This is a genomic window from Nitrincola alkalilacustris, assembly GCF_008973755.1.
Classification (GTDB): Bacteria; Pseudomonadota; Gammaproteobacteria; order Pseudomonadales; family Balneatricaceae; genus Nitrincola; species Nitrincola alkalilacustris.
The window spans coordinates 274,171-288,558 of sequence record NZ_WBOM01000004.1 but is presented as its reverse complement, the minus strand read 5'-3'; the positions used below and the strand labels follow the sequence as shown (position 1 = coordinate 288,558).

General features: G+C 55.0%; 11 protein-coding genes. 5 read left to right on the top strand and 6 right to left on the bottom strand.

The window, feature by feature from the left end:
• Positions 1 to 20 precede the first annotated feature (20 nt).
• Positions 21 to 932 (bottom strand): LysR family transcriptional regulator, encoded by a 912-nt coding sequence (locus F7R27_RS09300; RefSeq protein ID WP_151703966.1) that lies wholly within the window; start codon positions 930 to 932, stop codon positions 21 to 23.
• A gap of 185 nt (positions 933 to 1,117) precedes the next feature.
• Between F7R27_RS09300 and gcl the strand changes: the two genes are divergently transcribed.
• The 5 genes from gcl (at position 1,118) to F7R27_RS09275 (ending at position 7,578) form a co-directional block, all read left to right on the top strand.
• Positions 1,118 to 2,914, top strand: a complete 1,797-nt coding sequence (gene gcl / locus F7R27_RS09295; RefSeq protein ID WP_151703965.1) for a glyoxylate carboligase — start codon at positions 1,118 to 1,120, stop codon at positions 2,912 to 2,914.
• 18 nt (positions 2,915 to 2,932) lie between these two features.
• A complete protein-coding gene (gene hyi / locus F7R27_RS09290; RefSeq protein ID WP_151703964.1) occupies positions 2,933 to 3,712 on the top strand; it encodes a hydroxypyruvate isomerase in 780 nt (259 codons plus the stop codon).
• A 57-nt stretch (positions 3,713 to 3,769) separates the two neighbouring features.
• Complete coding sequence (gene glxR / locus F7R27_RS09285; protein ID WP_151703963.1) at positions 3,770 to 4,663, top strand: 2-hydroxy-3-oxopropionate reductase; 894 nt, start codon at positions 3,770 to 3,772, stop codon at positions 4,661 to 4,663.
• A gap of 142 nt (positions 4,664 to 4,805) precedes the next feature.
• Positions 4,806 to 6,266 (top strand): pyruvate kinase, encoded by a 1,461-nt coding sequence (gene pyk, locus F7R27_RS09280; RefSeq protein ID WP_151703962.1) that lies wholly within the window; start codon positions 4,806 to 4,808, stop codon positions 6,264 to 6,266.
• A gap of 46 nt (positions 6,267 to 6,312) precedes the next feature.
• A complete protein-coding gene (locus F7R27_RS09275) occupies positions 6,313 to 7,578 on the top strand; it encodes a glycerate kinase type-2 family protein (RefSeq protein ID WP_151703961.1) in 1,266 nt (421 codons plus the stop codon).
• Between the two features lie 160 nt (positions 7,579 to 7,738).
• On the opposite strand, the gene F7R27_RS09270 is transcribed toward F7R27_RS09275, so the two are convergent.
• The 5 genes from F7R27_RS09270 to typA all read right to left on the bottom strand — a co-directional run bounded on the left by F7R27_RS09270 (position 7,739) and on the right by typA (position 14,014).
• Positions 7,739 to 9,112 carry a M16 family metallopeptidase gene (locus F7R27_RS09270; protein ID WP_151703960.1) on the bottom strand — a complete coding sequence of 458 codons (1,374 nt, stop codon included), beginning with the start codon at positions 9,110 to 9,112 and terminating at the stop codon, positions 7,739 to 7,741.
• Between the two features lie 11 nt (positions 9,113 to 9,123).
• Entirely contained in the window at positions 9,124 to 10,449 is a 1,326-nt protein-coding gene (locus F7R27_RS09265) for a M16 family metallopeptidase (protein WP_168927469.1), read from the bottom strand.
• Positions 10,450 to 10,635: 186 nt separating this feature from the next.
• Positions 10,636 to 11,073, bottom strand: coding sequence for a D-aminoacyl-tRNA deacylase (gene dtd, locus F7R27_RS09260; protein WP_151703958.1), 438 nt, complete (start codon positions 11,071 to 11,073; stop codon positions 10,636 to 10,638).
• 7 nt (positions 11,074 to 11,080) lie between these two features.
• Positions 11,081 to 12,031 carry a prolyl aminopeptidase gene (pip, locus tag F7R27_RS09255; protein WP_151703957.1) on the bottom strand — a complete coding sequence of 317 codons (951 nt, stop codon included), beginning with the start codon at positions 12,029 to 12,031 and terminating at the stop codon, positions 11,081 to 11,083.
• A 174-nt stretch (positions 12,032 to 12,205) separates the two neighbouring features.
• A complete protein-coding gene (gene typA, locus F7R27_RS09250) occupies positions 12,206 to 14,014 on the bottom strand; it encodes a translational GTPase TypA (protein ID WP_151703956.1) in 1,809 nt (602 codons plus the stop codon).
• Between the last annotated feature and the right edge of the window lie 374 nt (positions 14,015 to 14,388).

The following is a 14,388-nucleotide window of genomic DNA, read 5'->3' as shown; positions in this document are numbered from 1 at the left end:
CAGCACTGATTCTGATCCACTCAACGACTGCCGTCCCAATAGCCCGGCTGGTTGTAAACCTCCTTCAGATAATCGATGAAAAAGCGTACCTTGGCGGGTAGAAAGCGCTGCTGTGGATAGATCGCCTGAATGTCATAGGCCGGGATCGCATATTCATCCAGCAGTGTTACCAGTTCGCGGCGTTTCAGCTCCGCCTGTATCTCCCAGGTGGAGCGCCAGCCGATACCCAGCCCCTGCTTGACCCAATCGAACAGCAGTTCGCCATCGTTACAGTCCAGGTTTCCGGATACCCTGATCGCAATCGGTTTGCCATCTCGCAGAAAGGTCCAGCCACGCTGCTGGCCACCCATCAGGTTGAAGGCCAGGCAGTTGTGCTGTGAGAGTTCTTCCAGCGTTTGCGGAGCACCGTTGCGCTCCAGATAATCGGGAGTCGCACACAGCACACGACGATTGGGGTAGAGATTGACCGCAACATAATTGGGGTCGGTGACAGTGCCGATACGCAGCGCCATATCGTAGCCATCGCGCACCAGGTCCACGACGCTGTCGGTCAGGTTGAAGGAGATCTTCAGCTCGGGAAAGCGCTTCTGAAATGCGGGGCCATGAGGTGCCACATGCTTGCGCCCGAAGGCGGCAGGAGCCGATACCACCAGATGACCGCGCACAGTGTTGCGATCCGCCGTGATGCTGGATTCGATTTTGTCGAACTCCTTGAGCAAAGCCATGGCTCCTTCCAGAAACTGCTCACCGAGATCAGTCAGCTTCAGACCACGGGTGGAGCGATGCATCAGCTTGACACCTAAGCGCTTCTCGAGTGCATCCAGGCGGCGGCCCATGATCACCGGCGTGACACCTTCGATTAATGCTGCAGCGGCAAAGCTGCCATGCTCGGCCACCAGGGCAAAGCTGCGCACTTCAGTATAACGATCCATTCAATACTCCAGCTCGTTCGATATAACCCGCTTGTTAGATACAAAAAGTATCGACAGAAGTAAAAAAACTGCTATTCACCGCAGAATATTCGATCTATATGCTGGATTCAATCAGTAAAAAGATTGAATGACTTGAATGAATGATCCGGTTGAATGACCCGATAGAATGAACAAGAGGTGATACCATGGCTCGTATGCGTGCTGTTGATGCTGCGGTTGCAGTAATGAGAAAAGAGGGAGTTACGACGGCGTTCGGCGTTCCCGGTGCCGCTATCAACCCACTTTACTCAGCATTGAGAAAAGATGGCTCCATCCAGCACATACTCGGCCGTCACGTCGAGGGTGCTTCCCACATGGCTGAGGGTTATACCCGTGCCAAGGCCGGTAATATCGGTATCTGCATCGGTACCTCCGGTCCTGCCGGAACGGATATGATCACCGGCCTTTATGCGGCATCGGCTGATTCCATCCCGATTCTGTGCATTACCGGACAGGCTCCGCGTGCACGTCTGTACAAAGAGGATTTTCAGGCGGTTGATATCGAGTCGATCGCGAAGCCTGTCACCAAGTGGGCGGTAACTGTTCGTGAACCGGCGCTGGTGCCACGTGCCTTCCAGCATGCCTTCCACCTGATGCGCTCCGGTCGCCCCGGTCCGGTACTGATCGATCTGCCGATCGATGTACAGATGGCCGAGATAGAATTTGATATCGACACCTACGAGCCGCTGGTGCCCTACAAGCCTGCAGCCACTCTGGCTCAGGTCGAGAAAGCGCTGAGCATGATGAATGAGTCCGAGCGCCCGATTCTGGTATCCGGTGGCGGTGTCATCAATGCCGATGCCTCGGATCTGCTGGTGCGCTTTGCCGAAATCACAGGTGTGCCGGTTATCCCGACATTGATGGGATGGGGTACGATTCCGGATGATCATCCGCTGATGGCGGGCATGGCAGGGCTTCAGACCAGTCACCGTTATGGTAACGCTACTGTTCTCGAATCGGACTTCGTGTTCGGTATCGGTAACCGCTGGGCGAACCGCCATACCGGTACGGTTGAAACCTACACTGAAGGTCGTACCTTCGTGCATGTCGATATCGAGCCGACTCAGATAGGGCGCGTGTTCAACCCGGATCTGGGGATTGTGTCGGATGCCGGTGCCGCCTTGAAACTGCTGGTTGAAGTGGCCGAGCAGTGGAAAGCCGAAGGGCGCCTGAAGGATCGCAGCGAGTGGGTTGCGGCCTGTCAGGAGCGCAAGCGCACCATGCTGCGCAAGACCAACTTCGAAGAAGTACCGATGAAGCCACAGCGCGTTTATCAGTGCCTGAACAATGCCATGGATCGTGATACCTGCTATGTCAGTGCCATTGGTCTGTCACAGATTGCTGCCGCGCAGTTTCTGCATGTGTTCGAGCCACGCAACTGGATCAACTGTGGTCAGGCGGGCCCGCTGGGCTGGACCGTACCGGCTGCACTGGGTGTTCGTGCTGCTGATCCTGATCGTAACATCGTTGCGATCTCAGGTGACTACGACTTCCAGTTCCTGATTGAGGAGCTGGCGGTAGGAGCGCAGTTCAAGCTGCCTTACCTGCACATCCTGGTGAACAACTCCTATCTGGGATTGATTCGCCAGAGTCAGCGCGGCTTTGATATGGATTACTGTGTCCAGTTGGCCTTTGACAATGTCAACGTTCATCCGGATGACACCTCAGCGGTGCATCACTATGGTGTCGACCATGTCACGGTTGTAGAGGGTCTGGGTTGCAAGGCGATCCGTGTATTCCGCCCAGAAGAGATGGCACCGGCGATTGCCAAAGCGCAAGAACTGATGAAGACGCACCGGGTACCGGTTGTGATAGAAGTTATACTGGAACGCGTTACCAATATAGCCATGGGTACCGAGCTGGAAGGGATCAATGAGTTTGAACCTCTTGCTCTGAGTATCGACGATGCACCGAGCGCACTGGCTGCTCGGCAAACGGCATAACAGAACAGGAGAGAGAAGATGCTTAAATTTGCCGCAAATCTGACCATGCTGTTTAACGAAGTGGAGTTTACCGATCGCTTCGCGGCAGCTGCCAAAGCGGGATTCAAGGGGGTGGAGTATCTCTTCCCCTACGATTGGTCAGCACAGCAACTGGCCGACCTGCTGGCTGAGAATGGCCTGCAGCAGGTGCTGCACAATCTGCCGGCAGGAGACTGGGCGGGTGGCGAGCGAGGTATCGCCTGTCATCCGGATCGAGTGGCCGAGTTCCGTGATGGTGTTGGCAAGGCGATAGAGTATGCCAAAACACTGGGCTGCCCACAGGTGAACTGCCTGGCGGGTATTGCTCCGCAGAATGTCAGAGCTGAGACACTGCAGGAGACCTTTGTCGAGAACCTGCGTTTCGCGGCTGCGGCGCTCGCTGCCGAGAATATCCGTCTGCTGATCGAACCGATCAACACCTTTGATATTCCAGGCTTCTATCTGAACCGCACGGCTCAGGCATCCGAGATCATTGATCAGGTGGGCAGCAGCAACCTGTTCATTCAGTACGACATCTACCATGCACAGCGCATGGAGGGCGAGCTGATCAATACGATGCAGAAGTACTGGGATCGTATCGCGCATCTGCAGCTGGCGGATAACCCTGGCCGGAATGAACCTGGCACAGGTGAGATCAACTACCGCTATCTGTTCGAAGCGCTGAGGCAGAAGCAGTACGACGGCTGGATTGGCTGCGAGTACAAGCCTGCCGGTACCACAGAGGCCGGGCTCGGCTGGATCGAGGCACTGAATAGCTGAAAACAGCGCCACCCCCAAGAATCATGCAAGACAAGCATTATGTGAGAGGAATGTAACATGGCTGCAATTGGATTTATCGGACTGGGTATCATGGGTACCCCTATGGCACAGCACCTGATCAACGGTGGACATCAACTGGCTGCCTATACCCTGCACAAGGTGCCGGAATCATTGGTGGAAGCGGGTGCGACTGCCTGCAGCAGTGCGGCTGAGGTAGCACAGAAATCTGATATCATCATTCTGATGGTACCGGATACACCGGATGTGGAAGCAGCACTGTTCGGTGACAAGGGCGTAGCCGAAGGGCTCTCCTCCGGCAAGATCGTGGTGGATATGAGCTCTATCAGTCCGGTCGCCACCAAAGAGTTTGCCAGCCGCATCAACAAGCTGGATTGTGAATACCTGGATGCCCCGGTATCAGGCGGTGATGTTGGCGCCAAAGCGGCCACCCTGTCTATCATGGTAGGTGGCAGACCGGAAATCTTCGAGAAGGTGAAGCCGATATTCGAACTGATGGGCAAGAATATCACCCTGGTCGGTGGTAATGGTGACGGTCAGACCTGCAAGGTGGCGAACCAGATCATCGTGGCACTGACGATCGAAGCAGTCGGCGAAGCACTGGTGTTTGCATCCAAGGCGGGTGCTGATCCTGCCCGTGTACGTGAAGCCCTGATGGGTGGTTTTGCCTCCTCACGCATTCTTGAAGTGCATGGCGAGCGTATGGTGAAGCGCAACTTCAACCCGGGCTTCCGTATCTCGTTGCACCAGAAGGACCTGAACCTGGCACTGAATGCTGCACGTCAACTGGGTGTGTCACTGCCCAACACCGCTACGGCACAGTCCCTGTTCAACGCCTGTGAAGCACAGGGCGGCGCCAACTGGGATCACTCCGGTATGGTCAAGGCGCTGGAGCTGATGGCAAACCATGCTGTGGCACCGGATGCCAACTGATCAGCACTCTGGAGTGTTGGGTTAAGCTGTACGAGCCCCTCGGTTGAGGGGCTCAGGAGGCCCGGTCAGGTCGGGCCTCAGATACTGTGAGGTGGTTGACGCCTCACTCACCATTTTTCGTCTCTCTGTGGAGCCTGAAATCATGTTACGCCGCACTAAAATCGTCGCCACGCTGGGGCCTTCCAGCAGCACCTTTGACAGCATTGAAAAACTGGTGCTGGCGGGTGCCGATGTGATGCGCCTGAACTTTTCCCACGGAGAGGCTGATGAACACCGCCAACGCGCCAGACTGGTGCGCGAAGTGTCTGCCCGTCATGGCCGCTATGTTGCCCTGTTGGGCGATCTGCAGGGTCCGAAGATCCGCATCGCCCGCTTTGCGGGCAAGAAAGTCACCCTGAAAAAGGGTCAGATTTTCATTCTGGACTCAGGCCTGGATAAAGAGGCCGGCACCGCGGAGCGGGTCGGTATCGACTACGAAGCGCTGGTCAACGACTCCCGCCCCGGCGATATCCTGCTGCTGGATGATGGCCGCCTGGAGCTGGAGGTACAGTCTGTCGAAGGCGATCAGGTGATCACTCGCGTGCTGATCGGTGGAGAACTGTCGAACAACAAGGGGATCAACCGCAAAGGCGGTGGCCTGTCGGCAAAAGCACTGACCGACAAGGATAAGGAAGATATCAAACTCGCGGCTGAGATCGGCGTGGATTATGTTGCCGTCTCCTTCCCGCGTGATGCTTCTGACATGCACGAAGCCCGAGCACTGCTTGAAGCGACCGGCTCCACTGCAGGCCTGGTGGCCAAGATCGAACGCGCCGAAACTGTGGCCGATGACGAGATACTGGATGATGTGATCCGCGCCTCGGAAGTGGTCATGGTGGCACGCGGTGATCTGGCGGTTGAGATCGGCGATGCCACGCTGGTCGGGGTGCAGAAGCATATCATTGCGCGTGCTCGCTCCCTGAACAAGATCGTGATCACTGCGACCCAGATGATGGAGTCGATGATCCACAGTCCGATGCCGACCCGTGCTGAAGTGTCGGACGTGGCCAATGCAGTGATGGACTACACTGATGCAGTGATGCTGTCAGCCGAAACCGCCGCCGGGGATTACCCGACCGAAGCGGTGGAAGCGATGGCGCGCATCATTATCGGTGCCGAGCTGCACCCGATCACGCACAAGTCGAAGCACCGCATCTATGAAGAGTTTCAGCAGATAGACGAGGCGATTGCGCTGTCGGCGATGTATGCCGCCAACCACCTGCAGGGCGTGAAAGCGATCATCTGCATGTCGGAAACCGGTCTGACACCACGCATCATGTCCCGTATCCGCTCGCCACTGCCGATCTATGCCCTGTCACGCCGGGTGGATACTCAGCATCGTGTTGCCCTCTATCGTGGTGTGCAGACGATCCCCTTCTATGCGGATCAGCTACCGCCGGAAGAGATCAATCAGCGTGCGGTGGATGAGCTGATCAAGCGTGATGCGCTGCAAGAGGGTGACCGTGTCATCATCACCAAGGGTGACTACCTGAATGCTCAGGGCGGCACCAATACGATGAAGATTTTTACCGTGGGTGAGCGAATTGCATTAAATGCCGGTTGAGCGACCGGGTAGCGGATTGTTACGAACATAGAGCACAGAGGTCAGGATGAAACTGCAGGCACAGAAAGTTTTACGCGATATGTTTGATGCGGCTCTGCGTGTGGCCCAGCCCGAGCGTTGCCTTGCTCCATTTCTGCCGGCACCGGTTGCAGGCAGAACTCTGGTAATCGGAGCAGGTAAAGCCTCCGCGGCCATGGCCAGAGCGCTGGAGCAGAACTGGCAGGGTGAGATCAGCGGTCTGGTCGTAACTCGCTATGGCTATGGCGTGCCCTGCGAGCGGATCGAGATCATCGAAGCGGCTCACCCAGTGCCGGATCAGGCCAGTGAAGAGGCCGCCAAGCGCATCCTGGCGGCTGTCGAAGGGCTGACGGAGCAGGATCAGGTGATTGTACTGATCTCTGGTGGTGGTTCTGCGCTGCTCTCGCTGCCTGCCGAGGGGATCACGCTGGAGGATAAACAGGCGATCAATCGTGCCCTGCTCAGCTCCGGTGCCACCATCAGCGAGATGAACACGGTGCGCAGACATCTGTCGGCCATCAAAGGTGGACGTCTGGCGGCAGCCTGCTACCCAGCCAAGGTTTACAACCTGCTGATATCGGATGTGCCGGGCGATAATCCAGTGGATGTGGCTTCGGGGCCGACTATTGCCGATGCCTCTACCTGCGCCGATGCGCTGGAGATCCTGCGTCGTTACGAGATCGATATCCCGGCCCATATCCGTCAGGGCCTGGAGTCCGGTGCCTATGAGTCGGTCAAGCCGTCTGATCCGCGTATGGCGCGGATTGAAACCCACTTCGTCGCGACTCCTCAGCGTTCACTTGAGGCAGCTGCCGAAGTTGCCCAGGCAGCCGGGTATACACCGCTGATTCTCGGTGACAGTATCGAGGGTGAAGCAAAAGAGGTGGCGAAGGTGATGGCGGGTATCGCCCGTCAGGTGCGGAAAAACGGCCAGCCGATCAAGTCGCCTTGCGTATTACTGTCGGGTGGTGAAACCACCGTGACAGTGCGTGGGCAGGGCCGAGGTGGTCGCAATGTTGAATTTCTCTTGTCGCTGGCAATAGCGCTGCAGGGCGATGAAGGTATCGCTGCGCTGGCCGGGGACACCGATGGTGTTGATGGTCAGGAGGAGATAGCCGGAGCCATCATCTATTCCGATACGCTGGCGCGTGCGCGTGAGAAGGGTATCCGGCCGGTGGACTCACTTGCAAACAACGATGGCCATGGTTTTTTTGAGGCGCTGGGCGATGCTGTAATCACCGGCCCGACGATGACCAATGTGAATGATTTTCGCGCGATTTTGATCGACGCCTGACGCAATTTTTACGCACTACTTACGCACTACCAGACTGAATTTCCCTTGATATCTGCCGTTGGCCCTGCATTCGCGCTCTTGAATGCAGGGCATTTTTTTATGGCAATTACCTGAATCCGTGATGTTCAGTGAAGTCACGGATCAAGGTTGAATATAGTCTCTACAGACAGTCTTTAACCTGAATAGGCTTGCTGATAACACAGGCACCGGGCAGGGCGTTGGCATCCGGGCTGACGGCTATCACCATAAGTTCATCTGGTCGGGGGTAGTGTGTCTGTACACGGTTCAGAATCGATTCAGGGCTGACATCCTGCAGCATGGCCGGTATATCGGGCCAGTTGGCCGCAGAGTAACCATCCATTTGTCCTTCCAGCATCACTCTGGCCTGAATGCTTGTATTACGTGAGTTTTTTCTGAGGTTCTCTCGGAAAACGGCTTTCCAGCTGTCTACCGCAGCAGACGCAGGTGCGTTCTGATAAAAGTCACCATAGGTTTGTAAAATCAGTGCATGTGCAGTGTCGATCTGTCCAGTCTCAACCTCTCCGCTCATGCTGATGATACGCAGGTCGCGTGTAAGGGGTACTGTGTTGGCTTTGATGGCATAGCTGGCACGCAATTCATTGCGTAGCGCTTGAAATAACAGAGAGCGTTCGTTACCGCCCAGTATGGCAGCGGCGATCATGTCCTCGAATACCTGACCATCACGAGTCGGTGGAATTTGTCCTACAAGCGTCAAGGAGGATTTTTCCGCTTCCGGCAGGTGTAGCAGTATCGTCTGCGCTCTGAAGTCTGATTCTGGTGAATTTGTTGATGAATCACCACCTTTTGGCAGGTCTGCAAACAGTGCGTCAATGGCGGCGCTGGCCTCGGCAGCTGTAACCGGTCCTGCAATGGCAATATTCAAGCCGTTCGAAACGAGCGTTTGTGCATACCAGGTTTTAATATCCTGATGACTGACAGCTTCGAGTGTCGCTTGATCATTCAGCATGAACGCTGTTTCGAATGAGGGGTTGTCGAACACGGCGTGGACAAGGGTCTCGATCACTGAAATGGCCGGGTGTTGCCTCATCTCTTCAATACCGGCTATGAGTGTATAGAGCACTCGTGCCTGCATATCAGCGTCAAAGTCGGGGCTGTCCATGACGGCTCGGCTGAGTGCTATGGCATCCATAAGGCTCTGCTTCTCCACTTGAAGCACGCCCTGCAGCATATCAACACTGCTGTCCAAGTGTACGTTGGCTCCCAGTTCGGCAAACCTGTCCATAATCTTAGCGGGAGGGATGCCGCTGCCGCCCCCTTGATTCAGGAGTGTCGTCCCGATATAGGGTGTTGCGGGGTTGCGGCCTTCAGTATAACTCCAGGGCATGGGCCAGGCTGCTCGGATGGTGACCTCTTTTGCATCCGGCAGATGCATGTACATGGCTTGCAGTCCGTTCGGCGTTTGTATATCTGTCACTTGAGGTGGTGCGATATCAACGCTGCTGCAGCCGGTCAGGGTGATTGAAAGGGCCACGCAGGCCAGTATTGAGCGCATGTATGATTTCCTTATTCTTGAGGGGTAATGAATTTTGTAACGCGATGACCGTCACCGGCCAATGCCATGATCAGTTGATTGACCTGTTCCAAAGTGACGGTCTCAATCTGAGCGATATACTGATCATGCGTCTGGGGTTCAGTGCGTGCGGCAATCAGTTGCAGGCTGTGTTGCAGGCTACTGGCGAGAGGGTCAGAGACTCTGCTTAGATCGCGCAGCATGCGCATCTGTATCCGTTCGAAGGTTTGCTTCGGGATGCCAGCGGCTGCGATGGCCGAAAGTTCTGCTTCAAACCTTTCCAGCAGTTTTTCCAGTGAGATACCCATATCCGGGGTGGCAAAAAAGTTGAGCATGAGATGCTGTCTGTCCAAGGCACTCATTTGCAACTCATAGCTGTTCGCAATATGTGCATCGAAGCGTAAAGGGCGTGCCAGAGAGCCCGGCAGCGTACTGTTCAACACCGCTTTCAACAGCTGTAATTGAGCCTCCAGAGCGTGAGGGTCGATGGGGTTTGGTATCTGGACCGTAGTGCCGAAAAACAGCCGGTGTTGTACAGTCTGTTTATCTGTAAGGGTGACGCTTTCGTTCAAGCCCTTTTCTGTCATTTGATAGTGCAGGGGCGAGGGTTTCACATGGCAGGATTGAATATCGCCGGTAGCGGATTTAAGTGCCCGTCGCAGTTGGCGTGCTGTCAGGTTGCCAACTATCAGGAGTGTGGCATTGTCGATGCAATGGCTATTGGCATGCAGTTGACGCGCTTCGTCCAGTGAAAAAGTGCGGATCACTTCAGGCTTGCCAATGATTGAGCGCCCTCTTGGGTCATGTGTATGCAAACGGGCGAAAAAAGCTTCTGCATAACGTGACAGGGGGTTATTGCCAAGGCGGTAGTCATGCTCACGCAATATGATATTGCGTTCTTCCAGCATGATCTGTTCGTCAACCACCAGCGGCGACAGAACAAGCATCAACTTATGAAGTATCTCTTCCAGGTTCTCTGCAGAGGAATTGAGCCAGTAGCCGGTTGCAATGGCAGAGGTCCAGGCGTTGCTGTGGCTGTCATAATTAGACTGATCCTGCGCACCGGTATTCAGCCATGCAAGGTGCTCGACATAATGGGCGAGGCCTTCGGTGCCTGGATTGTCGGCTTCACCTGCATGCACTACCAGATGAGCGGTAATGCGTTGCGCGTCTGGATCCCTTATCAGCCAGACACCATGAAAGGGCTGCGCCGGTATGCTTTGCAAGCTGCTGCATTGCGCGGCATCACTGTTTTGCAATGGCAGAAATAAAGCAGTCAGCGCCATGCTGAAGTAGAAGAAGATGAATGCCTTATTCATCTTCTTGTTCCAGTTTTTGCTCATCCTTAAGCCTTGTGAGATAGCTGTATTAATCCATTGTTTTCTGCAAGCCTGAGATTATATGATCATTTATATCAAATGCTTAAGCTAGCGTGTAATTCTTATAACTATTGCCTAGATAATAGTCAAGGTCTGGGTCGTCCATGAGACTTTCTCATTGGCTCTCTATCCCTCCAACATAAAAGTCACCGGCCCATCATTAGTCAGGCTGACCTGCATATTGGCGCCGAAGCTGCCGCAGGCAACCACCGGATGAATGGCGCGAGCCTGTTCAAGGAAATAGTTGTACAGACGTTCACCTTCGGCAGGTGTGGCGCCGGAGGAGAAGCCTGGGCGCAGGCCTTTGCGGGTATCGGCAACCAGGGTGAACTGGGAGACGACCAGCAGGCCCCCACCGACCTGCTGCAGGTTCAGGTTCATTTTGCCCTCGGCATCCGAGAAAATGCGATAGTTGAGTACCTTCTGCAGCAGTTTGTCGGCGCTGGCCTCATTATCAATCCGCTCAACCCCGAGCAGCAGCAGAATTCCTTGGCCTATCTCTCCGATGCGCTGGCCGTCGACATCCACGGCGGCGCTGCTCACGCGCTGAATCAATCCCTTCATATGGCTGTCATGCGCTCCATTCTGCAAACTTATCGGTGGTGTGGATCAGATTGTCGATGATACCTGGCTCGAATGCTGAGTGCCCGGCATCGCGCACGATATGCAGTTCAGCCTGAGGCAGCAGCCGATGCAACTCAAATGCCTGCTTGACCGGGCAGACCATATCATAACGCCCGTGAACGATCACGGTGGGGATGTCGAGAATCCGTGTTGTGTCGCGCAGGATCTGATTGGGTTCTATAAATGCCTTGTTGACAAAATAGTGCGCCTCGATGCGCGCCATCGCCAGTGCAAAATGAGGGTCCGCAAAGTGCTCTGCCACATCCTGATTGGGGTCGAGTGTCGAGCAACGCCCCTCCCAGACGGACCAGGCTTTTGCCGCAGACATGCGGGCTATTTCGTTGCTGGATGTCAGTCTGCGATGGAATGCGTTGAGCAGATCGCCATGCTCCTCGGGTGGGATGGGGTGCAGATAGTCCTGCCAGTAGTCGGGAAAAATGGCATTGGCACCGGATTGGTAGAACCAGTTGATATCCTCATCACGGCAAAGAAAAATCCCACGCAGAGTCATACCCAGCACCCGCTCGGGGTGTCTCTGAGCGTAGAGCAGGCTCAGGGTAGAGCCCCAGGAGCCGCCAAACAGAAACCACTGCTCCACCGAGAGCAGGTCGCGGATCTTTTCCATATCCTCAATCAGATGTGCGGTGGTGTTATCCGTCAGGCTGGCGTGGGGTGTGGATTGTCCGCAGCCGCGCTGATCAAACAGAATGATGCGATAGCGATCCGGATTGAAGAAGCGACGATGTCTGGGGGAGGTGCCACCGCCCGGACCGCCATGTACAAACAGTACCGGGATACCGCTGGGATTGCCGGACTCCTCTATATGCAGGGTGTGGCCTGAGCCAACAGACAGTTGATAGCTTTTATTACACTGAATCTCTGGATAAAGGGTGCGCATCGGCTCTCCTTTGGTGTCCTGATGAAAGGCCCTGATAAAGAGGCTCTTATAAACAGGGAGTCAGAGCACAGTATATCACTGCTGGATGGCTTAAATAGAAGGTGGTCACTGTCAGAAATGAAAAAGGCGCTGCCGGAGTCTATCCGACAGCGCCTGGGTGACGCAGCTCAGCAATTACTTCTTGTTGCGCTTGCGCTCATTCTCTTTCAGAAACTTCTTACGGATGCGGATACCGCTCGGAGTTACTTCGACCAGCTCGTCATCTTCGATGAAGTCCAGTGCCTGCTCCAGAGAGAAGCGGATCGGCGGCGTCAGGACGATGTTTTCATCGGTGCCGGATGCGCGGACGTTGGTCAACTGCTTGCCCTTGGTGGGGTTCACGACCAGGTCATTGCTGCGGCTGTGGATACCGATAACCATGCCTTCATAAACCTCGATGTTGGGGTCTATGAACAGACGGCCACGCTCCTGCAGCGTAAACAGGGCATAACCCAGCACCTTGCCATTGACCATGGAGACGAGTACGCCGTTGTTACGGGCTCCCATCTCGCCATCCTTGACGCGTCCATAGTGGTCAAAGATCGAGGTCATGATGCCGGTACCGGAGGTCATGGTCAGGAACTGACTGCGGAAACCGATCAAACCGCGAGACGGGATCATGAACGTCAGGCGCACACGGCCTTTGCCGTCCACTTCCATATTGGTCATGTCGCCCTTGCGCTTGCCCAGCTCCTCGATTACCGATCCCTGATGATGTTCTTCAACATCCAGCATGACCAGTTCGTAAGGTTCACGGATTTCACCGTCAATCACCTTCTGAATAACTTCAGGGCGGGAAACTCCCAGCTCGAAACCTTCACGGCGCATTGATTCAATCAGTACTGACAGATGCAGTTCGCCACGGCCGGAAACCTTGAACTTCTCGGGTGTCTCGCCAGGCTCTACACGCAGTGCCACGTTATGGATCAGCTCACGTTCCAGACGTTCCTTGATATTACGGCTGGTGATGAACTTGCCCTCTTTCCCGGCGAAGGGAGAGTCGTTAACCTGGAAGGTCATGGAGACAGTCGGCTCATCGACAGACAGGGCAGGCAGTGCTTCCACGCAATTGGGGTCGCACAGAGTATCGGAGATGTTCAGCTTGTCCAGACCGGTGACGCAGACAATATCGCCCGCTTCCGCATCAGTCACTTCAACACGATCCAGTCCGTGATAGCCCATCACCTGCAGTATACGTCCGCTGCGCAGGCCTGCATGGCTGTCGATCACCTTGACGGCCGTGTTGGATTTCAGGCGGCCACGGGTGATGCGGCCTACGCCGATGACTCCAACATAGCTGTTGTAATCCAGAGCAGAGATCTGCATCTGCAGTGGGCCATCAGGATCGACGCGTGGTGGGTTAACATGCTTGATAATCGCTTCAAACAGCGGTGTCATGTCCTCCGCCATGTTATCTGCATCCAGGCCTGCAATGCCGTTCAATGCGGATGCGTAAACGATCGGGAAGTCCAACTGCTCGTCCGTTGCGCCCAGATTGTCAAACAGATCAAATACCTGATCCATGACCCAGTCGGGACGCGCCCCCGGACGGTCGATCTTGTTGATCACGACAATAGGGTGCAAGCCCTGTGCAAAGGCTTTTTGGGTGACGAAGCGGGTCTGTGGCATCGGACCATCGACAGCGTCAACCAGCAATAGTACTGAATCAACCATCGACAGAACACGTTCCACTTCACCACCGAAGTCGGCATGGCCGGGAGTGTCAACGATGTTGATGCGGTAGTCGTTCCAGCGGATAGCTGTGTTTTTGGCCAGGATGGTGATGCCGCGCTCACGTTCCTGGTCGTTTGAGTCCATGATCCGCTCTGCACCCTCATCGCGGCGATTCAGAGTGCCTGACTGCTGTAGCAGCCGATCGACGAGAGTGGTTTTGCCATGGTCGACATGGGCGATGATGGCGATATTTCTGAGATTTTCGATCACGCGTTATACCTGGTCCTGTTTTGAAGGTCGATATTGTACGGGACACGCGGTCAACAATCGATCACTAAAGCGTATGCTTGTCAATTATATTCTTGTTGCCCCAGGATAGGGCAGTAAATGAAGGTTTGGTCTAAGATGATGTGCAGTACTGTGGAGCGGGTTGAGGGTAATCTCTATATTTGCACCGCTATGGTGCATTAAAATGTCGTAATGTCATTTTGTGGTGCATCATGAAACTGCCCGGCACCGTAACGGGTCCCTGAAATCAAGGTGATCAGCACTTTTTTGGTGCTGGCACGGTGTTTGCTTAGTTAAAGGCAAGAGGAAGGTAAGCGGTTGCAGCCGGCTTGTAGTGCCGAATCGCCCTTCCGGAC

Excerpts from the sequence above, each read along its gene's own strand:
- F7R27_RS09300 (WP_151703966.1), bottom strand. The coding sequence starts at position 932 with ATGGATCGTTATACTGAAGTGCGCAGCTTTGCCCTGGTGGCCGAGCAT.
- gcl (WP_151703965.1), top strand. The coding sequence starts at position 1,118 with ATGGCTCGTATGCGTGCTGTTGATGCTGCGGTTGCAGTAATGAGAAAA.
- hyi (WP_151703964.1), top strand. The coding sequence starts at position 2,933 with ATGCTTAAATTTGCCGCAAATCTGACCATGCTGTTTAACGAAGTGGAG.
- glxR (WP_151703963.1), top strand. The coding sequence starts at position 3,770 with ATGGCTGCAATTGGATTTATCGGACTGGGTATCATGGGTACCCCTATG.
- pyk (WP_151703962.1), top strand. The coding sequence starts at position 4,806 with ATGTTACGCCGCACTAAAATCGTCGCCACGCTGGGGCCTTCCAGCAGC.
- F7R27_RS09275 (WP_151703961.1), top strand. The coding sequence starts at position 6,313 with ATGAAACTGCAGGCACAGAAAGTTTTACGCGATATGTTTGATGCGGCT.
- F7R27_RS09270 (WP_151703960.1), bottom strand. The coding sequence starts at position 9,112 with ATGCGCTCAATACTGGCCTGCGTGGCCCTTTCAATCACCCTGACCGGC.
- F7R27_RS09265 (WP_168927469.1), bottom strand. The coding sequence starts at position 10,449 with ATGAATAAGGCATTCATCTTCTTCTACTTCAGCATGGCGCTGACTGCT.
- dtd (WP_151703958.1), bottom strand. The coding sequence starts at position 11,073 with ATGAAGGGATTGATTCAGCGCGTGAGCAGCGCCGCCGTGGATGTCGAC.
- pip (WP_151703957.1), bottom strand. The coding sequence starts at position 12,031 with ATGCGCACCCTTTATCCAGAGATTCAGTGTAATAAAAGCTATCAACTG.